This window comes from Dehalobacter sp. (genome assembly GCA_023667845.1).
Taxonomy (GTDB): Bacteria; Bacillota; Desulfitobacteriia; order Desulfitobacteriales; family Syntrophobotulaceae; genus Dehalobacter.
In genome coordinates this window covers 113,031-138,087 of sequence record JAMPIU010000112.1, presented here as the reverse complement: position 1 = coordinate 138,087, position 25,057 = coordinate 113,031, and the positions used below count along the sequence as shown (strand labels likewise).

Annotated in this window: 28 protein-coding genes and 1 tRNA gene; 24 read left to right on the top strand and 5 right to left on the bottom strand. The window is 42.9% G+C overall.

The genetic code is table 11. The annotated features are described in order from the left end of the window. Position 1 precedes the first annotated feature (1 nt). The 3 genes from recF to dnaA all read right to left on the bottom strand — a co-directional run bounded on the left by recF (position 2) and on the right by dnaA (position 3,798). Positions 2-1,099, bottom strand: a complete 1,098-nt coding sequence (gene recF, locus NC238_08655; GenBank protein MCM1566003.1) for a DNA replication/repair protein RecF — start codon at positions 1,097-1,099, stop codon at positions 2-4. A 21-nt stretch (positions 1,100-1,120) separates the two neighbouring features. Next, complete coding sequence (gene dnaN, locus NC238_08650; GenBank protein ID MCM1566002.1) at positions 1,121-2,218, bottom strand: DNA polymerase III subunit beta; 1,098 nt, start codon at positions 2,216-2,218, stop codon at positions 1,121-1,123. 254 nt (positions 2,219-2,472) lie between these two features. Further along, the gene (dnaA, locus tag NC238_08645; protein ID MCM1566001.1) at positions 2,473-3,798 is read right to left on the bottom strand and encodes a chromosomal replication initiator protein DnaA; all 1,326 of its coding nucleotides are present in this window, start codon (positions 3,796-3,798) and stop codon (positions 2,473-2,475) included. 448 nt (positions 3,799-4,246) lie between these two features. Here dnaA and rpmH point away from each other — a divergent pair, with 448 nt between their 5' ends. From rpmH to NC238_08590, 11 genes are all read left to right on the top strand, one after another. Next, a complete protein-coding gene (rpmH, locus tag NC238_08640; GenBank protein MCM1566000.1) occupies positions 4,247-4,381 on the top strand; it encodes a 50S ribosomal protein L34 in 135 nt (44 codons plus the stop codon). Positions 4,382-4,441: 60 nt separating this feature from the next. Continuing rightward, positions 4,442-4,786 carry a ribonuclease P protein component gene (gene rnpA, locus NC238_08635; protein MCM1565999.1) on the top strand — a complete coding sequence of 115 codons (345 nt, stop codon included), beginning with the start codon at positions 4,442-4,444 and terminating at the stop codon, positions 4,784-4,786. Between the two features lies 1 nt (position 4,787). Continuing rightward, on the top strand, positions 4,788-4,997 hold the full coding sequence (yidD, locus tag NC238_08630) for a membrane protein insertion efficiency factor YidD (GenBank protein ID MCM1565998.1): 210 nt from the start codon (positions 4,788-4,790) through the stop codon (positions 4,995-4,997). An 11-nt stretch (positions 4,998-5,008) separates the two neighbouring features. Continuing rightward, positions 5,009-5,728 (top strand): YidC/Oxa1 family membrane protein insertase, encoded by a 720-nt coding sequence (locus tag NC238_08625; protein MCM1565997.1) that lies wholly within the window; start codon positions 5,009-5,011, stop codon positions 5,726-5,728. A gap of 12 nt (positions 5,729-5,740) precedes the next feature. Further along, positions 5,741-6,382: a protein jag gene (locus tag NC238_08620; protein ID MCM1565996.1), complete on the top strand. Its 642-nt coding sequence runs from the start codon at positions 5,741-5,743 to the stop codon at positions 6,380-6,382. A 97-nt stretch (positions 6,383-6,479) separates the two neighbouring features. Further along, a complete protein-coding gene (gene mnmE / locus NC238_08615) occupies positions 6,480-7,859 on the top strand; it encodes a tRNA uridine-5-carboxymethylaminomethyl(34) synthesis GTPase MnmE (protein ID MCM1565995.1) in 1,380 nt (459 codons plus the stop codon). A 7-nt stretch (positions 7,860-7,866) separates the two neighbouring features. Beyond that, on the top strand, positions 7,867-9,774 hold the full coding sequence (gene mnmG, locus NC238_08610; protein MCM1565994.1) for a tRNA uridine-5-carboxymethylaminomethyl(34) synthesis enzyme MnmG: 1,908 nt from the start codon (positions 7,867-7,869) through the stop codon (positions 9,772-9,774). Continuing rightward, positions 9,767-10,555: a 16S rRNA (guanine(527)-N(7))-methyltransferase RsmG gene (rsmG, locus tag NC238_08605; protein ID MCM1565993.1), complete on the top strand. Its 789-nt coding sequence runs from the start codon at positions 9,767-9,769 to the stop codon at positions 10,553-10,555. The genes mnmG and rsmG overlap by 8 nt, the downstream gene beginning before the upstream one ends. 316 nt (positions 10,556-10,871) lie before the next feature. Further along, complete coding sequence (locus tag NC238_08600; protein MCM1565992.1) at positions 10,872-11,633, top strand: AAA family ATPase; 762 nt, start codon at positions 10,872-10,874, stop codon at positions 11,631-11,633. After that, positions 11,626-12,483 (top strand): ParB/RepB/Spo0J family partition protein, encoded by an 858-nt coding sequence (locus NC238_08595; protein MCM1565991.1) that lies wholly within the window; start codon positions 11,626-11,628, stop codon positions 12,481-12,483. Before NC238_08600 ends, NC238_08595 begins: the two co-directional genes overlap by 8 nt. A 48-nt stretch (positions 12,484-12,531) precedes the next feature. Continuing rightward, a complete protein-coding gene (locus NC238_08590; protein MCM1565990.1) occupies positions 12,532-13,041 on the top strand; it encodes a DUF4446 family protein in 510 nt (169 codons plus the stop codon). A gap of 2 nt (positions 13,042-13,043) precedes the next feature. On the opposite strand, the gene yyaC is transcribed toward NC238_08590, so the two are convergent. Then, positions 13,044-13,613: a spore protease YyaC gene (gene yyaC, locus NC238_08585; GenBank protein MCM1565989.1), complete on the bottom strand. Its 570-nt coding sequence runs from the start codon at positions 13,611-13,613 to the stop codon at positions 13,044-13,046. Positions 13,614-13,907: 294 nt separating this feature from the next. Here yyaC and selB point away from each other — a divergent pair, with 294 nt between their 5' ends. Next, complete coding sequence (gene selB, locus NC238_08580; protein ID MCM1565988.1) at positions 13,908-15,821, top strand: selenocysteine-specific translation elongation factor; 1,914 nt, start codon at positions 13,908-13,910, stop codon at positions 15,819-15,821. On the opposite strand, the gene NC238_08575 is transcribed toward selB, so the two are convergent. Next, on the bottom strand, positions 15,818-16,033 hold the full coding sequence (locus tag NC238_08575; GenBank protein MCM1565987.1) for a sulfurtransferase TusA family protein: 216 nt from the start codon (positions 16,031-16,033) through the stop codon (positions 15,818-15,820). The genes selB and NC238_08575 overlap by 4 nt on opposite strands. A gap of 574 nt (positions 16,034-16,607) precedes the next feature. Between NC238_08575 and NC238_08570 the strand changes: the two genes are divergently transcribed. The 12 genes from NC238_08570 (at position 16,608) to dnaB (ending at position 25,028) form a co-directional block, all read left to right on the top strand. Then, positions 16,608-16,705: transfer RNA gene (locus tag NC238_08570), tRNA-Sec, on the top strand. Positions 16,706-16,727: 22 nt separating this feature from the next. Beyond that, positions 16,728-17,393 carry a CvpA family protein gene (locus tag NC238_08565; protein ID MCM1565986.1) on the top strand — a complete coding sequence of 222 codons (666 nt, stop codon included), beginning with the start codon at positions 16,728-16,730 and terminating at the stop codon, positions 17,391-17,393. Positions 17,394-17,411: 18 nt separating this feature from the next. Next, entirely contained in the window at positions 17,412-17,615 is a 204-nt protein-coding gene (locus NC238_08560) for a DUF951 domain-containing protein (GenBank protein ID MCM1565985.1), read from the top strand. Between the two features lie 27 nt (positions 17,616-17,642). Continuing rightward, a complete protein-coding gene (gene ychF / locus NC238_08555) occupies positions 17,643-18,743 on the top strand; it encodes a redox-regulated ATPase YchF (protein MCM1565984.1) in 1,101 nt (366 codons plus the stop codon). 136 nt (positions 18,744-18,879) lie between these two features. After that, positions 18,880-19,164, top strand: a complete 285-nt coding sequence (gene rpsF / locus NC238_08550; protein MCM1565983.1) for a 30S ribosomal protein S6 — start codon at positions 18,880-18,882, stop codon at positions 19,162-19,164. Positions 19,165-19,182: 18 nt separating this feature from the next. Next, positions 19,183-19,587 carry a single-stranded DNA-binding protein gene (gene ssb / locus NC238_08545; GenBank protein ID MCM1565982.1) on the top strand — a complete coding sequence of 135 codons (405 nt, stop codon included), beginning with the start codon at positions 19,183-19,185 and terminating at the stop codon, positions 19,585-19,587. Positions 19,588-19,607: 20 nt separating this feature from the next. Then, positions 19,608-19,853, top strand: coding sequence for a 30S ribosomal protein S18 (gene rpsR, locus NC238_08540; GenBank protein MCM1565981.1), 246 nt, complete (start codon positions 19,608-19,610; stop codon positions 19,851-19,853). Positions 19,854-20,000: 147 nt separating this feature from the next. Then, complete coding sequence (locus NC238_08535; GenBank protein MCM1565980.1) at positions 20,001-20,324, top strand: MazG-like family protein; 324 nt, start codon at positions 20,001-20,003, stop codon at positions 20,322-20,324. Positions 20,325-20,339: 15 nt separating this feature from the next. Further along, on the top strand, positions 20,340-21,287 hold the full coding sequence (locus NC238_08530; protein MCM1565979.1) for a YybS family protein: 948 nt from the start codon (positions 20,340-20,342) through the stop codon (positions 21,285-21,287). Beyond that, positions 21,284-21,730: a 50S ribosomal protein L9 gene (rplI, locus tag NC238_08525; GenBank protein ID MCM1565978.1), complete on the top strand. Its 447-nt coding sequence runs from the start codon at positions 21,284-21,286 to the stop codon at positions 21,728-21,730. The genes NC238_08530 and rplI overlap by 4 nt, the downstream gene beginning before the upstream one ends. Before the next feature lie 33 nt (positions 21,731-21,763). Next, positions 21,764-23,680 carry a Lon family ATP-dependent protease gene (gene lonC / locus NC238_08520; GenBank protein MCM1565977.1) on the top strand — a complete coding sequence of 639 codons (1,917 nt, stop codon included), beginning with the start codon at positions 21,764-21,766 and terminating at the stop codon, positions 23,678-23,680. Between the two features lie 19 nt (positions 23,681-23,699). Beyond that, on the top strand, positions 23,700-25,028 hold the full coding sequence (gene dnaB, locus NC238_08515; protein MCM1565976.1) for a replicative DNA helicase: 1,329 nt from the start codon (positions 23,700-23,702) through the stop codon (positions 25,026-25,028). Positions 25,029-25,057: the final 29 nt, after the last annotated feature.

The window sequence follows — 25,057 nt, the reverse complement described above, 5'->3', positions numbered from 1 at the left end:
ACTATTTCCTCCTTATATTTCCATTAGATACCTGATATACCACTGCTTTCTGATTCGCAATCCTGTCATCTGCACCAGTCATAGTGATGATCGTCTGTTTTTGCAGGGTATTAATATACTCAATTAAATAGTCCCTCCGATATTCATCCAATTCAGAAAGAACATCATCCAGCAGTAAAATCGGATATTCATCTTTTTCATTCCGGATGATTTCCATTTCAGCCAGCTTTAAACTGAGCACCAGAGAACGCTGCTGACCTTGAGATGCAAATATTCTTGTATCATTTCCATTCAGATAAATAATTATTTCGTCGCGGTGGGGTCCGAACAATACAGCTTTTCTCTCAATTTCCTGCATCATTTTTTTCTCAAGTATCTCCGGAAAGCTTTGTAAAGCCTGCTCTAAATCCTTTTTTCCTAAGGCTTGATAAACGATATCGAGATGGTCCTCATCCGAAAAAATGCTTTGAAATATCTTTCTGCAGTGGGTATTCAGTTTATCTGTAAATTCAGATCGATTAATGATAATTTTGGAACCGATCGCACAAATTTGCTCATTCCAGGCCTGGAGCTGAATTCTTAACAGATTAATATTTCTTTCGTTTTTCAAAAGAATATTTTTCTGGTGAACAGCCCTTAAATAAGCATTGAGCAGGGCAAAATGCGTAGGTCTAATCTGGGCAATCAGCAGATCAATAAAACGCCTTCTTTCGTTGGGTCCTTTTTTAACAATATTTAAATCATCCGGATAAAAAGAAACCCCATTGACTGTACCAACGTAATCTGAAAGACGTTTACAAGCCAATTGGTTAATCTTCATGACTTTTTTTCCGGTTTCGTAATAACTCTCCAGCATGAAGAGCCTTTCTGAAACTAGAAAAGAACCTGAAAGATAAAAATTTTTCTCCCCCCAGCGTATTAAATCATTTTCTGACTTACAGCGGGCCGATTTACCGCTAATAAGATACCCGATTCCTTCAAGGATATTCGTTTTTCCCTGACCGTTGGAACCCATTAGCAAGTTGATTCCCGGCTGGAAGTCAATCTTTTGTTCTTTATAATTTCTGAAATTAACCAAATATAAGTCTTTAATATACATGTTTAAACACGAATCATCATGCTAATTTCTTAGCGGTAGAACTAAACATAAGTATTTATCATTACTTTCGGGCCTGAAGATACAGGGACTAGATGATCCCGAAACTTCCATAACCACGTTTTCGGTGTCAACAACTTTAAGCAGGTCGATGATATACTTGGCATTAAAAGATATTGCAACGTCCTCTCCATTCTGTTCTACTTCGAGCTGTTCAAATACTTTACCCATTTCCGAAAAATGATTGATGTTAATATGGGAATTCTCAATATTAAAACGGACCGTATTGGTCTTCAAGTAATTGTCTTTGGATAAAAGAGAGGCTCTTTCTACTGCATCCATCAATTTTCGAGTATATATCAAAAGTTTCGTGTTGCATGTTGCCGGAATAACCTGTTTGTAGCTTGGAAACTGTCCTTCAATCAGACGGGTGACAATTTGAACCTGGTTAAATTTAAAAATAATTCTGGAATTGTTAAAACTGATTAAAATACTGTCATCATCTTCTATTAGCCTATAAATCTCATGCAAGGTCTTGGCTGGAATAATCCCGTTGAACTCTTTCTGATTTCCATGCAAAACTTCATTGCTGAGTGCCAGTCGGTGCGTATCTGTTCCGACAAGTGTTATATTTTCTTTATTCACCTGAAGCAGCACGCCGGTAAAAACAGGTCTGGTTTCTTCGACTGAACAGGCGAATATCGTCTTACGAATCATACTTTTAAAAAGTAAAGCCGGAAGTTCAATACTTTCATTGGATTCAATATCAGAAATCTCAGGATACTCTTCAGGATCATATCCGTTTACCGCAAAATCAGAGGAATCGTAAAAGATATTAATATTATTGTCAGTGCTTTCAATTTTAATTTCGGTATCCGGAAGCTTCCTGGCAATTTCTGAAAAAAGCTTGGCCGGTAAAACAACTTGTCCTTCTTCCTGAACATTGACCGGAACCTGGCAGCGGATGCCAATTTCCAGATCAGTGGCTTCAAACCAAAGGTTTTGTCTTTCTGCTCTCAGCCTGACTCCTTGAAGTATAGGAAGCGTATTTTTAGAGGACACTGCTCTTTGTACAGTGTTGATTCCTAAAATCAAATCTTCCTTTTTGCATAAGATTTTCATCGGATACCTCCTATGTATTCTGACTCCAATTCAAAATTATAACATAACTATTCACTATTCATAATAAGATATTAATTTAGTAGTAACCGTAGTAGTATAGCGTTAAAAATTGTGGATAAAAGGATCTGAAAAGCTAATTATAGTTTCTGTCTGATTGGATAAAAGTATTGATATCATGTGGAAATGATGGAAAGATATCCACAATTTTTAATATAAGGTGTGTTTAAATAAATAAAATAAAGGTTCATCAGGTTCTAACTTGATTTAATTTTACTGATAATGTCATTGATACTCTTTTCAACCAACGGATCATTTTTTTTAAGTTCACTGATCTTTTCACAGGCATGAATGACTGTCGTATGATCCCGGCCTCCGAATTTGTCACCGATCTGTTCCAAAGAAAGATCCGTCATCTCGCGGCATAGGAACATCGCAATTTGTCTGGGAAAAGCAATGGTTCTTGTTCTTTTCTTCTGTTTGAATTCCTGAATGGACATCTTATAATGTTCAGCAACACTTTTTTGAATCATATCAAGAGAAATCAATTTTTGGTTTTTCTGCGGGATCATATCCTTCAATATCTCTTCTGCCAGGGTAACGGTTATCGGTTGGTTAGTGAGCATGCAGTAAGCTGTTATTTTACTTAAGGCACCTTCCAGCTCCCGGATATTGGATTGAATCTCGGAAGCAATAAAAATAATAATTTCATCAGGTACAATAAAATTTTCCAGCTCAGCTTTTTTGCGTAAAATAGCAATTCTTGTTTCGTAGTCAGGCGGATTAATATCAGTTGTTAAACCCCATTCAAATCGCGAACGAAGTCTTTCCTCAAGTGTTGGTATTTCTCTCGGGGGACGGTCTGAAGAAATAATAATTTGTTTGTTGGCCTCATAAAGAGTGTTAAACGTATGAAAGAATTCTTCCTGGGTGCCTTCTTTGCCTGCCAGGAACTGAATATCGTCAATTAATAAGATGTCAATTTTTCGGTAAGTGTTCCGGAATTCGACCTGTCTTTCATAACGGATAGAATCAATCATTTCATTCGTGAACTGTTCGCCGGTGACATAGAGAATTTTCATCGAAGGAAAATTCTTGCTGATCACATGGCTGATCGCATGCATTAGATGCGTTTTGCCAAGCCCGCTGCCGCCGTAGACAAATAAAGGGTTATAGGATTTAGCAGGAGATTCCGCAACTGCAAGTGCTGCGGCATGGGCAAAACGATTCCCGTTGCCGATTACAAAAGTATCAAACGTATACTTTGGGTTCAGGGAATGAGACAAAACGCCAAAATTAACACCAGGGGTTTCTATTGGAGGAAGATCGGACGGATCTTGCTCGGCAATAAAGTTTAGAGTAACCGGTGCATTCAGGTAATTCTGAACAGTGGATTTAACGAGCGAGGAATACCTGCTTTCCAGCCAGTCTTTTGCGAACTCATTGGAAACACTGATGGTCAGCCGATTGTTGGAGAAATCAACCAGCTTCGTTGAAGACAGCCAAGTTTCAAAACTGGGCTTAGATAATTCATCTTTCAATTTCTCAAGGATATTTTCCCAGAAAGCGTTTAAATATATAATATTAGGAGACATAGAGAACCCCCTTATTGATAGTGCAAAAGCATCAGTAAAAAAAAGTTATTCACAAATATCAGGTTATTTGTGGATAACACCCCAGATAAAGAAGAAAAATTATACACATCCAATCATCAAACTATGGGCCGAACATGTACATTTATCATAACAACTTTTCATTTCGTTATCAACAGTTAATTCAGAGTATCCAGGAAACTTCACAAACAATCCGGAGCTTCTCCATATTGTATTCACCGAGTTATTAACCAGTTATTTTCTTGACATAATAAAAATAATTGGAGTATAATTTTCTATAGTCTGTCTTTCGTTTTTATTAGCTCTATCAGAAATACTCTAACATGTTTCCGATAGATCTAAGTGCAGCTAAGGTTGCCGCTAATAGCTTGTCTCCAGCTGAGTTTTTAATTCTTGGAATTATAAGGGGGTGTTTGCTTTGAAAAGAACATATCAGCCTAAATCCCGTCGCCATAAAAGAGTTCATGGATTCTTAGAACGGATGAAAAGTACTGGCGGTAGAAACGTTTTAAGACGTCGTCGTTTGAAAGGTCGTAAGAAGTTAGCAGTTTAGGGCCGCAGGTTTGTGGCCTTTTTTGTACTGAACGCCCTTTAGCAAAGCAAGGAGGGCCATATGCTGCTGAAGTCTTACAGATTGAAAAAAAAGGCCGATTTTCAAAGTGTCTTTACTAACGGAAAAAGTTATACCTCAAGACAAGTTGTCATATATATCTTTCGAGGACATAACAAAAAATTTGGATTTATTGCTTCCAAAAAAGTTGGCAATGCAGTGAAGCGCAACCGGGCCAAAAGGCTTATGCGTGAAGCTGTCCGTTTGAATATAGACGGATTGAAGATGGATTGTGAGATGATTTTGATTGCCCGTGCGGCAATCAATAAAGCAACCTTGCAGGAAGTTGAAAAATCTGTACTATATATTTGGAGAAAAGCGGGAATTTATGATGGAAAGAATGCGTAAAATCATGGAAACGGTTTTTGTTTCCATCATCGTTTTCTATCAACGATTTGTTTCACCTCTGAAGGGACGAACCTGCAGATTTTATCCTACATGTTCGGATTATGCGATTCAATCAGTTAAAAAGTACGGGATCATCAAAGGGATTGGTAAATCGCTCATACGAATTGCCAAATGCCACCCTTTTCATCCCGGCGGATATGACCCAGTTTAAGGAGGGTTCTTGTGGATATCGTTTATCAGGGAATGGCCGCGATCTTAAAGTGGCTGTTTGATCTCTCGTCCATGATCGGATTGCCATATTGGGGTATGGCAATTATCATCTTTACCATCATCATTAAGATTGTTCTTTACCCGTTGACCTGGAAACAGATGCAGTCCATGCGCAAAATGACGGATTTGCAGCCAAAAATGAAAGTGCTGCAGAAAAAGTATGCCAATGACAAGCAGAAGATGAATCAGAAAATCATGGAACTATATAGTGAAGAAAAGGTGAATCCTTATTCGGGGTGCTTGCCGATTTTGGTACAGCTTCCTATCTTGTGGATATTTTATAGAACGTTGGCAAATTTCCCTTACGGCAATGATGCCAGTGTCTGGTTTTTAGGTTTCAATATTACTGTAGCATACGGCTTTCAATTGTCTTATCATTTAATCTTACCGATTCTCGCTGGGGTGACGTCTTTCTTAATGACAAAGGTCTCGATGGCAACAAGCCCCAACAAGAGTCAGCCTGGTGCGAAAAAAGATACAGCTGAGGCTACTGCCGAACAGACTCAGAAAATGATGTTGTATGTCATGCCGTTCTTTATGGCTTATATCGTAATTACGCTTCCTTCTGGCTTAGGTTTTTATCTTATAACGATGAACATTGTGTCGATCCTGCAAACTGTCTATATCAATAAGAAGTTGTCGGCAGAGAAAAAAGAAGCCTCTGTTGACTGAGGAGGTACACGAATGAAGGTTGCAGATAAAACTGCAAAAACGGTTGAAGAGGCTATTGAATTGGGATTAGCCGAACTTGGCGTCAGCAGAGATCAGGTTACTGTTCAAGTGCTGGAAGAACCGGGAAAAAAAGGACTCCTTGGACTTTTTGGCAATAAAATGGCCAAAGTCAGAATCAATTTTGAGGATGATCCGGGAGCACTGGCCTGTGAATTTCTCAAAGGGTTGACTAAGGCAATGTCCGTCGATGCTGACTTCGAGGTAATTAACCGTGATGAACAGGTCAAAATAAATATTACCGGTTTAGACCTTGGCATACTGATTGGCCGCAGAGGGGATACTTTGGAATCCATACAGTTTCTAACAAATTTGGCCGTCGCAAAAAAATTGTCTAATAAGACGAGAATCGTGATTGATGTTGAGGGTTATCGGAAGCGCCGGGAAGAAACGCTGATTGTTCTTGCCAAAAGACTGGCTGAAAAGGTTAAGAAAAGCGGCAATAGAATTGTTTTAGAACCGATGAGTCCTCAAGAGCGGCGGATTATTCATACGGCCCTGCAAAATGAATTGAAAGTAACGACTTTTAGTGAAGGGGAAGAGCCTCACCGAAGAGTTGTCATTGCTTTAAAACGGAATCATATAGAAAAGGCATAATTATGTAGAAGGGGGCAACCCCTTTTACTTTTCTGTCAGAAAGGTTTATTATTTTCAGATAGAGCGCTAAGTTTTACTATTTCTGGAGTTGAGAAAAATGGATGATACGATTGTCGGCTTGGCTACACCGGCCGGAGAAGGGGCCATTCATGTTATCCGTTTAAGCGGAAAGCAAGCCCAAAAAATATTGGATGTTTGTTTTTGTCCCGTCCATCAAGACAAATGGCTGTCCGACACAACATTTACGCTTCATTTGGGGGACTTTTATGATGGTGCGATGCAGCTTGATCAAGTCCTGATCAGCAGGATGAAAGGGCCTCATTCTTTTACGGGTGAGGATGTCTATGAAATAAATTGTCATGGTGGATTGATACCGGCAAGAAGGATCATTGAAGCCTGTCTCCGGCAGGGAGCGCGCTTGGCAGAGCCCGGTGAATTCAGCAAAAGGGCTTTTTTGAATGGGAAAATGGATCTTGTTCAGGCTGAAGCGTTAATTGACTTGATTTCCTCTAGGACAGAGCTATCTGCGGACTTGGCTTTGCTTCAGCTCGGAGGGAGATTGTCCTCCAGAATTAATGAAGTCAGACAGGATATTTTGGATATCCTATCCTATATTGAAGCAACCATTGATTTTCCGGAAGATGAAATTGATGATTTGGCGCTGAAAGAACTGTCTGAAAAAATATTAAATGCTAAAGAAAATTCTTTAGAAATTTTCAAAGGAAGCAAAACCGGTAAAATTATCAGGGAAGGTCTTTCCACGGTAATTGCGGGTAGGCCGAATGTTGGAAAATCCAGTCTGCTGAATGCACTTTTGCGCGAAGAAAGAGCGATTGTTACGGATATTCCGGGAACAACCCGGGATGAGATTCATGAATATATCAAGATTGGTGAAGTACTGCTGCACCTTACCGATACTGCCGGAATCCGAGAAAGTGATGATCCGGTCGAAATGATTGGCATTGAGAGAGCCTGGAAGGCGCTTAGTATGGCAGATGTCATTCTGCTCTTGCTCGATGCCTCCGAGATCCGTTCGGGGAGGCTCACGAACGAAGAAAGAATAATTCTTGAGGAATACGCGAATAAAACGATTGTTTTGATTAATAAAATTGATCTTTTGTCTTCTTATGAATTTAATGATACTTTTCTTCCTCCTGAAGTTTTTGCGCTGCCGTTTTCTGTAAAAAACAGGATTGGGTTTGCTGAACTAGAAAAGGAAATTCTAAATAGGGTTTTTGAAGGAGAGATATCCGTCACAATTGATCCGTTATTATCGAATATCCGTCAAATTCAAGCTCTGGAAAATTGCATTCACTCTTTGGAAAAAGCCCTTGAAGCTGTCTATGCGAATGTCCCATTTGATTTGGTATCGATCGATGTCCGTTCAGCCCTCGAAGAAATCTCTTTGATTACGGGGCATCAGGTTCAGGAAGAGTTGCTTCATAATATTTTTTCCCGATTCTGTATTGGAAAGTAGGTTAATTGTGGATTATTTTGCTGGAAAATATGATGTGATTGTTGTCGGGGCGGGACATGCCGGATGTGAGGCTGCTCTCGCCTCTGCCCGTATGGGATGCGATACACTGCTGCTTACGATTAATTTAGATAAAGTTGCGCATATGCCGTGCAATCCGTCCGTAGGCGGTCCGGCGAAAGGCCATCTGGTGCGGGAGATTGATGCGCTAGGTGGTCAGATGGGAATTGTTGCCGATGAGACAGCACTTCAGGCCAGGCTGCTGAATACGGGCAAAGGGCCGGCTGTCCATGCACTAAGAGTTCAATCAGATAAAAAAGCTTATCACCATCGGATGTTAAGCAACCTATACAATCAGGCCAAGATTACCTTGATACAGGCTTTGGTCGAGCGGCTCCATTTTGATGGGGATAAACTTAAAGGTGTTGTCACGCGTACAGGCGCAGTCTTTGAGGCAGGCAGTATTGTTCTGACGGGCGGAACATACCTCAGAAGCAGGATAATAATTGGGGAAGCGCTTTATGAAGGCGGACCGGCCGGAGAGATCACCTCGGGGTCCCTGTCTGAGGATCTGAAACTACGCGGCATAGAACTTGGCCGGTTTAAAACCGGAACGCCTCCTCGGATTCTGAAGAGCTCAGTAGATTTCTCTAAGTTCGTAATTCAGCCGGGTGACAGCGAGCCAAAATATTTTTCGTTTATGCCAACTAAAAGCATGTTTTGGGGAAATACCCCGGAAAATCAGCTTCCTTGCTGGCTGGGCTACACGACGGAAACAACGCATGGCATTATCCGCAATAACCTGCACCGCGCACCGCTGTATACCGGCGTGGTGGAAGGCGTTGGCCCGAGGTATTGTCCTTCTATTGAAGATAAGGTTGTGCGTTTTGCGCAGCGGCAGGCCCATCAGCTTTTTCTTGAGCCAGAAGGCAAAGATAGTGAGGAATTATATGTTGCCGGGCTGTCAACCAGCCTGCCGGAAGAAATCCAGCATATGTTTTTCCGTAGCATTCCCGGTTTGGAAAATGTTCAGATTTTGCGTCCCGGATATGCGATTGAATACGATTATGTCAAACCGTATCAGCTCTCTCTGACGCTGGAAGTACGAAATCTCCCGGGACTCTTTACAGCGGGACAGCTTAACGGAACATCCGGGTATGAGGAAGCGGCCGGGCAGGGCTTAATGGCCGGAATCAACGCAGCGCTTAAAGCTTTACGCCGAGAACCTTTTATTTTGAAGCGTTCCGACGGATATCTCGGTGTACTAATTGATGACCTGGTCAATAAAGAGATTTGTGAGCCGTACAGGCTTTTGACCTCAAGGGCGGAATACCGTTTGCTACTGCGCCAGGACAACGCTGATCTGCGTTTGACTGAGAAGGGTAGAAAACTGGGACTAGTTGCAGATGACAGGTGGAAGATTTTTGAGCAGAAGCTGAACAATCTGGAGAAAATCTTTCAGCAATGGAAGACGATTACTTTTTCTCCCGCCAATGCAGATATTCAGGAATTGCTGATCCAGGCGGGGTCTACTCCACTCCGAAGCGGAATTAAAGCAGAGGAACTTGTGAAGAGGCCGGAAATTATACCGGATTTGCTGCCACGTTTTATGCCGGAGATGGGGGCGTATGACGCTGAAGCATTAGAAGAAGCCTCAATCCAAATTAAATACGAAGGGTACATTCAGAAACAACAGGAAGAAGTAAACCGATTTATCAAACTTGAAGAAAAAGTTCTGCCTGTTAATCTGGATTATTTGAAAATCAAAGGTCTATCCAATGAAGCCAGACAGCGGCTTAACGGCGTGCAGCCGATCAACGTCGGACAGGCATCGAGAATCAGCGGAGTGAGTCCTGCGGATATTTCGGTTTTATTGATTTATCTGGAACAAAGGCGGAGGAACATTTCTGATGAATGATCAATTTCTGAAAATGGATCTTAAGGAACCGCTTAGCGTCTTGCACGATAAGGTCCGGGATGTCTTGAGTCTGGAACTCTCCGCCGAACATCTTGAAAAATTTGAACAATATACATTACTGTTACTCCAGAGGAACGAACAAATGAACTTAACAGCTATTACCGATCCGGCAGAAATAGTGATTAAGCATTATCTGGATTCTCTGGTGTTTGTCAAGTGGATAATGCATTATTATCCCAATGGACAAATTGTTATTGCGGATCTTGGTACCGGTGCTGGATTTCCAGGTATCCCCATTAAAATACTTTTGCCGCAAATTAAAGTCGTGCTTGTCGATGCGCTAGCCAAAAGAATTCATTTTTTGCAGGAGGTCTGCGATAGCCTTGGCTTGAAGGTCGAAACCTGCCATGCACGAGCTGAAGATATTGGCCGCAGCAAGGCGTACCGGCAGCGATTTGATATTACGGTGGCCAGAGCAGTCGCGGAGCTGCCGGTACTGCTGGAATATGCAACTCCTTTGCTGAAAGTTGGCGGAAGATTTATTGCAGCGAAGGGAATCGATCCTGAAAATGAAATAACTTTGGCTAAGAACGCCTTGCGGATCCTAAACTGTGAAGTTGAGCATGTCGAAAAATATTCATTGGCGGAAGGCGCGGATAACCGTTCTCTGATTATTGTTAAAAAAATATTGAACACACCTGCTCAATATCCGCGTCAAGCTGGGAAACCGAAAAAAACTCCTCTCAGTAATCATCCTGCTGAAATGATCAAGAATGATTAAATAAGTGGTTTTTAAATATTTTATAGTATAATTTTGTAGTATAATGATATAAATAAATTTTTTTTACAGGCCAAGTTCCATGTCAACCCTAAATCTTATATAACTGTCGGCATATTTCATGTAATACTGTGTTTTCTTGTAGCTTCGTGCTGTCCATGGCATCACTGCATTAGTTCATCCGTGGACGTTAATTGCCATATGGCTGGTATGCCTTAATTTTTCGCCTTGTCTTACAAAAATCTGCTCGTCAGTATATTATTATTTTAAGGTTGACTAGGTACTAATTGATCAAGTCTGTGAGGAAGGAGATACAAGATTGGCCAGAATCATTGCTATAGCAAATCAAAAAGGAGGAGTCGCCAAAACAACGACTGCTGTGAATCTCTCCTCCAGTCTGGTTGAGAAAGGAAAAAAAGTTCTCCTCGTTGATCTTGATCCACAGGGAAATGCCACCAGCGGTTGTGGCATTATGAAACATCGGTTGTCCCGCTGTATTTATGATGTAATTATCAATGAAGAAAACATTCAAAGTGTGATCGCCGATACAGAGCTGAAAAACTTAAAGGTTGCGCCTGCCCGTATTGAACTGGCCGGTGCCGAGATTGAGCTGGTCTCCCAGCTGTACCGTGAAGGAAAGCTTGCAACTGCTTTGCAGGGAATAAAGGATGAATTTGATTTTATAATTATTGATTGTCCCCCTTCCCTGGGACTTCTTACGTTGAATGCGCTTTGTGCGGCAACAGATGTTCTGATTCCTATTCAATGTGAGTATTATGCGCTGGAAGGTTTAAGCTTGCTGGTCAATACGCTTGATAAGGTCAAACGTTCCATTAATAGAGACCTTCAAGTTATCGGCGTACTTTTGACCATGTTTGATGCGAGGACAAATTTATCGATTCAGGTCGTCGATGAGGTCAAGAAATATTTTAGAGATAAAGTCTTCAGAACCATTATCCCCCGGAATGTTCGGCTTAGTGAAGCCCCAAGCCATGGTCAGCCGATCATTCTATATGATAGCAAGTCGCGTGGTGCTGAAGTATATCGAGATTTAGCCGAGGAGGTCTTGGAACGTGTCTAAAAAAGGTTTAGGCCGAGGGCTTGGCGCTTTGATTACGGAAAGAGAAACGGAAAGCAGTGAAATTAAAGAAATAATGCTGGCGGATATTGTACCAAATCCTGGCCAGCCGAGACGGGAGTTTGACCGTGAAAAACTTCAAGAGCTTGCGGATTCCATTCAAGAACATGGATTGCTGCAGCCTATCCTTGTAAAGCCTGAAGGAAACAGATACATCATCATTGCGGGAGAGAGACGTTTTCGGGCTACACAGCTTGCAGGGACCGACCGGATTAACTGTATTGTCAGAGACTGTACTGAGCAGGAAATGACGGAAAAGGCTTTAATCGAAAATATCCAGCGTGCAGACTTATCTCCTGTAGAAGAAGGCCTCGCTTATGCACGATTAATTCAGGATTATAGACTAACTCAGGAACAGGTTGCTAAGCGCGTCGGTAAAGGCAGGCCTACTGTAGCCAACTTACTTCGGATTATCCAGCTGCCTGCTGAAGTTCTGGAACTGATTAATAAAGAAGCAATTTCTTTGGGACATGCCAAGGTGATACTTTCTTTAGACAATAAAGAGCAGCAGATTTCCCTGGCGAAACGGGCCGTTGAGGAAGTATTATCTGTAAGGGAAACGGAAATGATAGCTCAAAATAGCGAAAAAAAAGTGCAACGTGCCAAAAATGCTGTGAAGACACCGAAAAACAAGAGCTATAGTTCTTTAAATGATATTGAAGAAAAACTGCGGCACAGTTTTCAGACCAAGGTAGCTGTATCAGGAAGTGAAGAAAAAGGAAAAATTGAAATTAATTATTATTCCCGGGATGAACTTAACCGGCTTTTAGAACGTTGGGAGATTGAAGTTTAATATGTTCCACGTGGAACATATTATTACATTCTTTAGGGGGGATCATTGTTGTTTTCTGTTTTAGAACCCGAGATGATTGTCGTCTTGGCAGTATCGGTTGTAGCCTTGATCGTTACCGTGATTGCGATTGTTATGACCAATGCTCTACGTGTCCGTATGAGTAAATTTGAAAAATCCTATATCAGCCTGCAGACGTTCTTATCCGGAACACAGCTGGAAGAACTGCTGAGCGCCAACTTAAAAGAAGTTGCTGAATTAAGCCGTATTGCTGCAGAGCATGGGCAAAGGCTTAAGCTTGCCGAAGATAAAGTCCGCAACGGAATTGACCGCGCGGAACTGGTCCGATTTAATTCTTTCGAAAATATGGGTGCCGACCTGAGCTTCGCCCTTGCTTTACTGAATCAGGAAAAGACCGGCGTCGTCCTTACAGGAATTCATAGTGTTGAAGAGTGCAGAATCTATGCCAAAGGGATCGAAAAAGGGCAGGCCAATGTTAAACTTAGCCCTGAGGAGAAGCTCGCTATCGAAAAAGCCTCGAAGAATGAGCTAACTATTTAAATTCACGATTGATTCAACAAGAAGTAAGTCCGCTGGAACAAATTACATAGTACTTCAGACATTTGCCATACGATACTCAATCTGGTGTTTTGCAGCACCATGTATTGCATAAAACCGTTGATATTGACAATGCCGGTAAGGTGGATTTCTCCTACCTCCGGCAGTTCTTTTTTTACGGCGGTTCCTGGTTTCAAAGGGCCTTCTGCCAGGCTGATGTAGCCGACGGAGTCAAGTTGACCCAGGCAGGCATCCAGGGCAATAATATAGGGATTGCAATACGTGGCAAACAAGTTTTTCAAGGTGGATTCAAGGTTTTCTGCATGAACAGGCTTTTCGAGCGTTCCGACAACCGTCAATCCTGAAAGACCTTTTCCATCTAGTTTTGTGCCGGTTAAAGGCCCCAGAGAATCGCCGGTAGAACGGTCCGTCCCTATACATAATAGAACCACCGGTCTACCGGCCGCAGCTTTCAGATATTTTTTCAACCTTAACTGAAGCAGGTAAAGGCCGGGACGGTCTGTGTAATGGGCGCGCAGATGCTCTTTTTCTCGAATTCCTGGCAATGGGTTCAATGCAGATACCTCCGGAGGCTAAATGAAATAGGGTCGCTGCAATTTCTATCCATGGCATTGCAATCGTATGATTGTTTATGTAAGTCAACATACAAAATAATAATTTTTAGAATACTTTGCTATTATTTCCACAATCAGTAATATTTATGCGTAGCAAATCAAAATCAGAATATGAAAAAATTCAAACCCATATTATAATTAGAGTCAGAAATATCCGCAATAAATATAAGGTACGAGTACCATGTCAACGCTATCATTAAAATATGGGGTTGACCTGTACTTTAGGTATTAGCTATGGAAAAATATTTAATTATTGGAACAGCAGGCCATGTGGATCATGGGAAAACCAACCTTATTCAAGCCTTGACAGGTATAAGCACAGACCGGCTCAAGGAAGAGAAGGAAAGAGGAATTTCGATCGAGCTGGGGTTTGCTTATCTGACACTTCCGGACGGCCGTAAAGCAGGAATCATTGATGTACCGGGTCATGAAAAATTTGTTCGCCAAATGTTAGCCGGCGCGAGCGGAATGGATATCGTTCTGCTGATTATTGCTGCCGATGAAGGCGTGATGCCTCAAACCCAGGAACATCTGGACATATTAAACATGTTAAATGTAGAGAAAGGAATTGTTGTACTGTCAAAAATTGACCTGGTTGATCAGGAATGGCTTTCCATGATTGAACAGGATACCAGAGAAAAACTTCAAGACAGTTTTCTGCGGGATGCTCCGTATTGCAAAGTATCTTCTGTCACTGGCCAAGGGATTCCGGAATTGCTGCAGACAATTATGACTGTGCTCCAAACAACCGAGGGGAGACGTTTGGATCTTCCGTCAAGAATGCCGATTGACAGGGTTTTTACGATTCGGGGGTTTGGAACAGTGGTCACAGGGACGTTAAACACAGGGACGATTCAGAAAGGACAGGAAGCATGTCTGGAACCGGGAGGACAAACCGTGAAAATTAGGAATATTCAGGTTCATGGCGAACAGGCCTCCGAGGCTTATGCCGGACAGCGGGTTGCGATAAACATAGCCGGACTGGCTGTAAGTGATATTCCCAAGGGGGCAAGCCTTGTTGATCCCGGATATTACAACGCAGGACAAATTTTAGACGTAGAACTGTTCAACCTCGCGTCAGAGCAAAGAACGATTAAACAAAGGCAGAGGATACATTTTCATTTAGGAACGGCCGAAACACTGGGACGGGTTCATCTTCTGGCTCAGGAAGAATTGGCTCCCGGCGAGAAAGGGTTTGCCCAAATCATTCTGGAGGAACCGGTTGTCGCAGCAAAAGGGGACCGGTTTGTAATCAGGTACTATTCACCTGTCGCGACGATCGGCGGAGGAGTTGTGCTGAGCCTGGCTAATGCCAAACAAAAACGTTTTCGAGAAAAGGTCATAACCGAATTTCGGTCTAAAGCAGAAGGCGGCTTAACCGATCAAATAAAAAAAGAGCTTACTATCCCTTTATCTTCCGATGAAGTCAGGAAAAAGTCTGCTCTTGGGCAGGACGAAGTTCAGCTGGCTTTGGATCGTCTCAAAGATGATCAGACTGTTGTAATCTTAGCTGAGGATGGATTATCATTATTCTGGCTTAAAAGTACAGCAGAAGAATGGGCTCTTAAAGCAAATGCGGAAGTAATGAAATATCAAAAGACATATCCGCTGCGCGGAGGAATTGGCAGAGAGGAATTAAAAAGAATCCTGAAAACGGCTGTCTCCCATAAACGCTGGCAGTTGATCTTGGAATGGGGAGCAGATCATCAGTATTTCAGGCTAAGCAGCAGTCTGGTCCAGGCAGTATCTGAAATCGGGCTGCCTGAGGATATCAGGCAAAAGCTTGACGCTTTGCGAAAAATCTGGGAAAAGGCAGGGCTAAATCCTCCGGGGCAGGAAACTGCGGTTGTAGAATGCGGGGTACCCGCTGCAAAATTTCTGGAATATGCCGAATATCTTAAAACAAATAACGTTTGGAAACAGGTAGGAGAATTCTATATTGCAGCAAGTGCAATAGAAAAAGCTAAAATAATATTGGAAAAGCACCTGCAAGAAAATGGACAGATTACGGTTTCTGAAGCACGGGACTGCTGGCAGACTAGCCGTAAATTTGCGGTGCCTTTACTGGAATATTTTGATTCAATTCATGTTACGGAAAGAAACGGAGACATCAGGGTAAAACCAGGATCTGCCCAAAATCCAGGCTAAGCTTTCTTTATTCCCTTTAGAGAATATTGATTTGACGGCTCATGATCAACTTCGACCTGATATCCGGCAACTCTCAAAAACCGTTCAACGTTAATTTTGGATGTCTCATTATCGACAATGACCATGATTTCTGAAGGATCATCCGCTAAAGCTCTTTTGGTAAAAATTACGGGTTCCGGACAGGAATATCCTCTGGCATCAACAAGTTTCAAGAGATCTAGCCTCCTTTTATATTCTATCCTATTGTACCATAAGTAGAGATCTCAACAATATCATATAAGTTAAAATAAGAAATACAGAATATAAATATGTTAAATATATAACGCAATATTTACACAAAAATTGTAATTATATTTTATATAATATTTACATTAAAACATACATGTGAATATACATGAAAATGCAAATGTAATTACGCATGTAAATGGTGATGTAAATAATATAAGATTCTTCTTTGTGTTTATATTGCTTATTGGATTGGACACGACGCTCAGCATCCGCAGCAGGTGCATAATATTTATATACACAGTCTTTTTGATTGTATTACTGATAAATTTAAGGGCAGTACTATTTAATAAAACTATAAAGAACAATATATTTACATGAAAATATTAATGAATAAAGACATTAATATTTTTATTGGCATTTAAGTGTAAATATTATAATGAATTTGGATGAACAAGAAAAATGATTTTAAGAGCGTCAAAGAATTGCCAAAGAATAAGACAAAGGTTCACATTCGAAGCATTAAGTGTTAAAATGATTCAGCAGACTCTAAAAGGTCTTGGGGATATATAGCGGCTGGTGTCGTTCCCGGACTTCAAATCCGTGTGTCGGGACGCAGAACGTTCCGAGGTGTGTTCGATTCGCACATATCCCCGCCATTCCTGTAAAGGAGAGCGTAGCGTGAATACATTTGATTATGTAATGCTGGCGCTGCTGGTTCTGGGAGGCCTGATCGGGTTTCGGAAGGGCCTTATTACCGGTTTATCAAGATTTATCGGAAAGATCGCTGCGATAGGCATTGCGGTGTTTTTTTACAAACCATTTCTGAATCTATTGGAACCCGTTTTAGGGCTTGAAGCAAAACTGGAGCCCAAAATCGGAAATTTTTTGACCAAAATTGCTGAAAGCAAAGCATCCGGGACGGATCCCTACGGTGCCGCTGACAGCATCAGGCAATCCATGATTGGTCAGGCCACACCTGTTTTGACAGATTACGTCCTGAAGATTGGTGCTGTCCTGCTCTTGTTTATTTTAGCAGCATGTATTATTAATCTTATCATCGCTTTGGTCATTACCCCTATAGCAAAAAACTTAAGTTTTATCAATAGAGGGGGAGGACTGCTTTTTGGTTTACTGAGTACCTTTGTCGTGATTTCTCTGGTCCTGGGGTTGTTTTCACCGTTGTTAAGCACCGGTGACTCCGGATTGCTTAAGACGGGTAGCTCCTTACTTTATCCATGGTTTATGCAAGGATATGATCTGATTTTATCAGGGATTTCTGTTTTTGCGGGGGATATTCTGAATAATCCTCTGAATTCTATACCGTTGCTGAATGGGCTGGTTTGAAAGAGAGGTTGAACGACCATGGATCTTAATGTAGGAGATATTGTCAGGCTCAAAAAGACTCATCCCTGCGGCAATACAGAATTTAAGATCATGAGAACAGGTATGGATTTTCGGATTGAATGTCTGAAGTGCGGACATCAGACCTGGATAACCAGGGCAAAGCTGGAAAGGAATATTAAAAAAATCCTGACGGCAGAAAACAGTCAGGGGATCTCGGACTGATTTAACTAGAATTTGAGGGGGAAAAACATGTCTCTGCATGTAGGAATAGTTGGGCTGCCCAATGTCGGCAAGTCAACACTATTTAATGCGATAACGAAAGCCGGAGCAGAATCGGCCAATTATCCGTTCTGTACTATTGATCCGAATGTCGGAATTGTACAGGTACCGGATTTTCGGTTAAAAGCACTGGCTAAAATTGTGAACCCGCAGCAAATCGTTCCGGCAGTTGTCGAATTTGTCGATATTGCCGGTCTGGTAAGGGGTGCAAGTAAAGGTGAAGGACTGGGCAACCAATTTCTTTCCCATATCCGGGAAGTGGATGCCATTGTTCATGTTGTACGTTGTTTTGAAGACGATAACGTTGTTCACGTCGAAGGTAAAATTGACCCGGAACGGGATATTGAAACGATCCGGATGGAATTGATCCTGGCAGATATGGAAACCGTATACCGCCGCCAGGCCAAGCTGGTCGGAATGATCAAATCCGGAGATAAGAAGGCCAAATTCGAAGCTGAGGTATTGGAAAAGCTCGTGAAAAAATTTGACCAGGGGATACCGGCTAATTTGGTTGGTTTCTCTGAAGAAGAAAAAGAATTGCTGAACAGTGTCAGTCTGTTGACCCTAAAACCGGTGATTTATGCCGCGAATGTTTCTGAAGCGGAAGCTTCCAACGGGGAAAATAACGCCAATGTCCAAAAAGTACAGGAAATAGCCAGACTCGAAAATGCTGAAGTCATTCCTGTTTGCGCCAAGATTGAAGCAGAAATTGCAGAACTTGAAGAAGATGAGAAAGAAATCTTTATGGAGGAACTTGGGCTCGCGGAATCTGGACTTGATCGGCTGATCAGGAGCGCGTTCAAGCTGCTTGGACTGATAACCTTCTTTACGGCAGGTCCTAAAGAGGTAAAGGCTTGGACGATCCGCCGGGAAACCAAAGCGCCTCAGGCGGCAGGTACGATTCATTCCGACTTTGAGCGGGGCTTTATCCGGGCAGAGGTCGTCAAATATGAACATTTTATGGAGAATAGCGGTCTGAATGGGGCCAAGGACAAGGGCTTGGTTCGGTTAGAGGGCAAAGAATATATCGTTCAGGACGGCGATATTATGCATTTCAGATTTAATGTCTAGATGAAAGATTCTCAGAACTAGCAAGATCATCATTATTTGCAAATGACATGAGGAAGTGTTATAATATCGTGTTGTAGCATAATAACCCTGCTCCACACTCGAGGTGGGGCCATTTAGTCCGAGGGGAGGTGCATTTATGCAAGCGTACGAAGTGATGTACATTATAAGACCGGATCTCGATGATGAGGCTTCAAAAGCAAATGTTCAAAGATTTGAAGAGATCGTCAATGCCAATGGTGGTACAGACCTCAAGGTTGATATTTGGGGTAAAAGACGCCTGGCTTACGAGGTTAAGAAGTTCAATGAAGGTGTTTACATCCTGATGAACTTCAACGGTGAAGCGCGTACGGTTGATGAACTGGAAAGGCTGATGAAAATTTCTGATGCTGTGATCCGGTTTATGACAACCAAGAAGGAATAACGATGCGGAGGGTTTAAGATGTTGAATCGTGTAGTACTTATCGGGCGATTAACGAAAGACCCTGAGCTACGCTATACACCAAATGGTGTAGCTGTTGCATCTTTTACGCTAGCCGTCGACAGGAATTACAAGAACAGCCAGGGCGAGAAAGAAACGGATTTTATTCCATGCGTTGTTTTTCGCCAGTTAGCTGAACTCTGCGCGAACTATTTGGCGAAAGGAAGACTGGCTGCAGTAGATGGCAGGATTCAGGTCCGCTCTTATGACGGTCAGGATGGGCAAAAAAGATGGGTGACAGAGGTCTTGGGAGAGAACGTCAGATTTTTAAGTCCCAAAGACAATAATGCCGGAGCATCTTCAGCTCAAAATGATTTTGGTTCTTTTGCTCATGAAGTTAGTCTAGATGATGATATACCATTTTAGTTTGAAGGGAGGAGCGTTCATTGGCAAACGCTGCCGTAAAAAAGGAACGGGGACGCCGTCCGCGTAAAAGAGTATGCAGTTTTTGTGTTGATAAAGTTGAGAGCATCGACTACAAAGATACACAAAAATTACGTAAATATATTACTGAGAGAGGCAAAATTCTGCCCCGTAGAATCTCAGGCAATTGCGCTAAACACCAGAGGCAAGTCACGATTGCCGTTAAACGGGCTCGCAGCATCGCGTTGCTGCCCTACATGATTGACTAGTAAAAAGGGAGCAACGCTCCCTTTTTTTATTTCATTTCCTTAATTTAGGCAACAGGGCAAGTTTTCTTTGTTCTGAGAAAAGTAGAAGAAGGAGTTTCAGCTTGATTTCGCGAAATCTTACATTACTTTTTTGCAGGAGGTATTGTTGTGGAGTCTGTTGCTGCGATCAATATTGATATCGTAAAATCCTCGAAAGCCATAGAGGAATTAAAAGTGGAGCTTCTCAAAGCTCAGTGGCTGGTCCAGCAGGGGACTTTAAGTGCTTCCCAGGAACAGCTTCTCGATAGTATGGCCGGCCTGGTCGGTTTAAGCTATTTGCTTACCCGCAGGCTTGGCTTTGACTATTCCCGTTTGGACAGGGTTTTGTTTAATAAAATGTCCCGGTGGCAGCGGGAAGATTTCCTTAGTCTCGAAACTGAATGGGGTGACCTGAGTCTTTTGCTTGGTTATCTTGTTCCCGAGGAAGACTGAACAGGAGAAAATTAAATGGTTATAAGTGATAAGGATGAACTTCGGTATGTATCCGGATTGATCGTATTGTTTCTTCCCTTACTTGCGTCTTTATTTGACTTCTGGAGCTGGATCGTCGAGGTATTATTGATTTTTTCCGTTTTATTTCAGACCAGAAGTACCGGTTGCCGAAGAACGGCTATTTTTTTAGGAATTGGTTATATTTTAGCTTTTATTCCAGTTGGAATCAGTGGAATCTCCCTGATTGGATTTACTCCCTGGGCAGGAATTTTGTTGGTTGTCATAAAAGAAAAAGGGCTCTCTACCAGTCAGAGTATATTCTGGAGTTTGCTGCTGGCTGCGCTCATTGGGGCGTTACCGGTCATTCCTTCAGTCAACCAGGCCCTTCAGCCCGAGAATCTGGAAAAGAATATTGTTACAGTTCTTCAGTTCTATGAGCAGCAAGGCCTGTTCAGTGCTTTTCAGGAGCAGGGGATTTCAATTGAGCAACTTGAAAGCACTCTCCGCACCATGGTTCCGGTCTACTATCAGTTAATGCCTGCTTTTGCCGGGATATTTGCGATGCTTGAGGTTGGACTGGTCTACCTGTTTTTCAGGATATTTTCTTTTGGGAACAAACTTAAGCCTTTTTCTTTATGGAGGATGCCCTGGTATGCGGTGTGGCTGGCAATTATCGGGATTGCTGCCTATTTGGGCGGAGACTACTTTGCCAACAGTATTCTGAGAATAACCGGAATGAATGTGATGGCGGTTGCAGCTTCGATAACCAGTATGATTGGGCTGTCCTGCCTGGCTTATTTGATCAAAAGCTTGAAGTTTTCCCATCTGCTGATCTGGATTGTTGTAATTATAGTGGCTTTCGTTTCACCGTTCTTTTTCATATGTCTAATATTTACGGGGCTTTTTGATTTAGTATTTAATTTCCGAAAGATCCCCGAAAAAATGGAGGAACAAAAACCGTGAAGGTAATATTAAAAGAAGATGTCAAGGCACTCGGTAAAAAGGGTAAAGTATGCGAAGTCTCAGATGGCTATGCCCGTAATTTTCTGATCCCGCGCGGACTCGCAGTTGAGGCAACTCAGGGAAATGTTCAGGACCTGGTGCATAAACAAAAACAGGAAGAACTGCGCAAACAGAAAGAAAAACAAGCGGCGCTGGAGCTTTCCCAAAAAATCGAGAACATGGATATCATTGTCAAAGTCAAAGTCGGTGAAAAAGGCCGTTTATTCGGCTCGGTAACGAATAAAGAGATCGCCGAGGTATTGGAAAAGGAATATCAACTCAAACTAGATAAAAGAAAAATTGAAGTCAAGGAACCGATCAAAGGATTGGGAGAATATCAGGTTACCGTAAAGCTTCATTTTGAAGTAACAGCAAATCTGAAGATAAAGATAGAAGCTCAGTAAGACCGAAGAGTAAAGCACAAGGATGTGACCAGCGTGAAAGGCTTATTTAAGAAATTTTTACAACAGGAGGGGCAGGAAAATCACGAGAAATATACTGCGGAGATTGCGGACGGACAGTTAAAACTGGAGATAGACGCGCTGTATGTCGTGCTTTCCAACCTATACGGAACAGATAAATTAATTTTAAAGGCGAGCAAGCTGGAGGCTCTTACCCTGATGCGTTCCGACAAGCTGGAGGAACGAGTATTGGGCTTACAAAAGCTTGTCAACGATGATCCCACGGACAAACCGGCGCCGGACCTGCAAGATATTCCGGCAATTCTGACGGAGGTTGAAGAGCAGATTGCGGAGACGGTTGCGAAGCGTTCCGTAGAAGACCGTTTAAATCAGGCGGTTGCTGAGAAAATGCAGGAGCGACACGAAGAATATATCAAAGAGATCAAGACCCAGGTTCTGAAAGAGACAGGAGGTCCTGAGAATGCGCAAACACTTCGAAAGCTTGCGCAGCTGGAAAAGATGAAAGCAACAAAGCCGGTATCCTCAGCAATTGAAATCCTGAGACCGCAGACGACGGAAGAAATTGTCGGACAGGAAAGCGCCTTGCAGGCCCTGCTGGCAAAGCTCGCGACGCCTTTCCCCCAGCACATCCTGATTTATGGTCCGCCGGGAGTTGGCAAAACATCAGCAGCCAGGGTTGCACTGGAAACCGTCAAAAATTTTCCGGATTCTCCTTTCAGTAAGGATGCGCCGTTTATTGAAGTCGACGGTACGACGCTGCGCTGGGATCCGCGAGATGTCACCAATCCTTTGCTTGGTTCAGTTCACGATCCGATTTATCAGGGTGCGAAAAGAGATTTGGCTGAGACCGGTATTCCCGAGCCCAAACTGGGTTTGGTCAACGATGCTCATACTGGCGTTTTGTTTATCGATGAAATTGGAGAGATGGATCCAACGTTGCTGAATAAGCTGCTGAAGGTCCTGGAAGATAAGCGGGTTCATTTTGAGTCTTCTTATTATGATCCGCATGATCCTCAGATTCCTTTATATATCAAGAAGATTTTTGATGAAGGAGTTCCCGCAGATTTTGTACTGATTGGGGCCACTACGAGAGAGCCGCAGGATCTGAACCCGGCCTTGCGCTCCCGCTGTGCCGAAGTCTATTTTGAGCCTTTGGAGCCGGCCCATATCACCCATATTATCAGACAGGCAGCTCTGAAACTAAATGTGCAGTTGGAAGAGAATGTACCGGAAATTATCAGTGAATATATGATTGAGGGACGAAAAGCGAACAGCATCCTTTTGGATGCGTATGGTCTGGCCAGGTTTAGGAATCCCGGCAAGAAGGAAGTCTTGATTTCGGAAGACGATGTCAGAGAAGTGCTCAGGTCAGCCAGACTGACTCCTTTCGTTCAAAAACGGGTAACCGCCGGCAAGGATACCGGCAGAATACTCGGACTGGGGGTATCGGGATTCCTTGGCTCGGTTCTGGAGATTGAGGTGAAAGTATTCAACGGGGAGACCGGCAAAGGAAGTATCCGCTTTAATGAGACGGCAGGTTCAATGGCCAGGGACGCGGTGTTTAATGCCGCGGCTGTGATCCGAAGCCTGACAGGAGAAGACTTGAAGAACTATGACCTCCATGTCAATGTGGTTGGTGGTGGCAGAATAGACGGGCCCTCGGCCGGACTTGCTACGACCATGGCGATTTACAGCGCCTTGAAGCAACAGCCTCTGAGAGGAGATGTAGCCGTGACCGGTGAAATCTCAATACAGGGAAAAGTCAAACCGGTTGGTGGCATTTACGAAAAAATATTTGGTGCCAAACAGGCCGGTGTAAAAACAGTGATCATTCCGACGGAGAATCGCGGAGAAGTTCCTGCGGGATTAAAAGGAATTGAAGTCCTTGCTGTTGAAAATATAGAGGAAGCTATAAAAATTGCACAAGCCTAGCAAACGAGGAGAAATGAGCATGGAACTTTTGAAAGTTCCTCCCCATAATCTTGAGGCTGAACAGGCTGTTCTGGGCGCGCTGATGCTTGATCCCCAGAAGGGCAGTACTGTATTCGAGATTCTACGTCCGGAGGATTTCTACCGCGATAATCATAAAAACATTTACCTGGTCATCAGGGATATCTTTGAAAAGGGGGACCCTGTTGATCTGGTTACAGTGGCTGAGAACTTAAGGCAGGCAGGTAGGCTGGAGAGCATCGGGGGAATTGGAACAATCTCTCAGATCGCCGGATCTGTGCCTTCAGCGGCCAACGTGGAACATTATGCCCGGATTGTGGCGGAAAAAGCCCTGCTCCGTCAGCTGATCCGCATTGCCGGCTATATTGAAGAAAAAGGGTACGAAGCGGGAGAAGAAGCCCTTAGTTTATTGGAGGAAGCCGAAAGACTGATCGTAGAAATCTCTCAAAGACAGTCCAAGGAAGGTTTCGTTACGATCCGAAGCATTCTCCTGAAGACATTTGACAAGATCGAATACCTCTATTCCAATAAAGGAAACCTGACAGGGGTTCCGACCCATTTTCGGGAGTTGGACCGGATCACTTCCGGCTGGCAGGCTTCCGACCTGGTTATTATTGCCGCCAGACCATCGATGGGCAAAACGGCACTTGTCCTGAATATGGCACAGAATGCTGCGGTAAAATCCAAGGTCCCTGTAGCGTTATTCAGCCTGGAAATGTCCAAAGAGCAGCTTGTCCAGCGTATTCTTTGTTCGGAAGCGATGGTAGATCAGCAGCGGGTCAGGACCGGCGAACTATTGGACTCAGACTGGCCAAAGCTTACCCAGGCTGTAGGTCCGCTGTCCGAGGCACCAATGTTTATTGATGATACCGTTGGGATATCCCTCGCAGAGCTTCGGTCTAAAGCTAGAAGATTAAAAATGGAACAAGGACTTGGACTGATTATTATTGATTATCTGCAGTTAATGACCGTCGGCAAGAAGGTAGAAAGCCGCCAGCAGGAAGTCGCCCAGATTTCCAGAGGCTTAAAAGGCGTTGCACGTGAACTATCCGTGCCGGTTATTGCTCTGTCTCAGCTTAACCGCGGTGTTGAGCAGCGTCAGGACAAGCGGCCACTGATGTCCGACCTTCTGGAATCCGGATCGATCGAGGCTGATGCCGATCTTATTTCCTTTATTTACAGGGATGAATACTATCACCCTGATTCGGAGAAAAAAGGTATTGCTGAGATTATTATTGCCAAGCACCGCAATGGTCCTGTAGGTACAGTTGAGCTTGGGTATTTGAAGGAATTTACGAAATTTGTTAACCTCGATAAGAATTATGGTTAATACACGGTAAGATTATTGTTTATATTTGG

What these genes read in the sequence shown, in the direction of transcription:
- recF (MCM1566003.1), bottom strand. Translation starts at nt 1,099, where the DNA reads ATGTATATTAAAGACTTATATTTGGTTAATTTCAGAAATTATAAAGAA.
- dnaN (MCM1566002.1), bottom strand. Translation starts at nt 2,218, where the DNA reads ATGAAAATCTTATGCAAAAAGGAAGATTTGATTTTAGGAATCAACACT.
- rnpA (MCM1565999.1), top strand. Translation starts at nt 4,442, where the DNA reads ATGCTGCTGAAGTCTTACAGATTGAAAAAAAAGGCCGATTTTCAAAGT.
- NC238_08620 (MCM1565996.1), top strand. Translation starts at nt 5,741, where the DNA reads ATGAAGGTTGCAGATAAAACTGCAAAAACGGTTGAAGAGGCTATTGAA.
- mnmE (MCM1565995.1), top strand. Translation starts at nt 6,480, where the DNA reads ATGGATGATACGATTGTCGGCTTGGCTACACCGGCCGGAGAAGGGGCC.
- rsmG (MCM1565993.1), top strand. Translation starts at nt 9,767, where the DNA reads ATGAATGATCAATTTCTGAAAATGGATCTTAAGGAACCGCTTAGCGTC.
- selB (MCM1565988.1), top strand. Translation starts at nt 13,908, where the DNA reads ATGGAAAAATATTTAATTATTGGAACAGCAGGCCATGTGGATCATGGG.
- NC238_08560 (MCM1565985.1), top strand. Translation starts at nt 17,412, where the DNA reads ATGGATCTTAATGTAGGAGATATTGTCAGGCTCAAAAAGACTCATCCC.
- ychF (MCM1565984.1), top strand. Translation starts at nt 17,643, where the DNA reads ATGTCTCTGCATGTAGGAATAGTTGGGCTGCCCAATGTCGGCAAGTCA.
- rpsF (MCM1565983.1), top strand. Translation starts at nt 18,880, where the DNA reads ATGCAAGCGTACGAAGTGATGTACATTATAAGACCGGATCTCGATGAT.
- ssb (MCM1565982.1), top strand. Translation starts at nt 19,183, where the DNA reads ATGTTGAATCGTGTAGTACTTATCGGGCGATTAACGAAAGACCCTGAG.
- NC238_08530 (MCM1565979.1), top strand. Translation starts at nt 20,340, where the DNA reads ATGGTTATAAGTGATAAGGATGAACTTCGGTATGTATCCGGATTGATC.
- dnaB (MCM1565976.1), top strand. Translation starts at nt 23,700, where the DNA reads ATGGAACTTTTGAAAGTTCCTCCCCATAATCTTGAGGCTGAACAGGCT.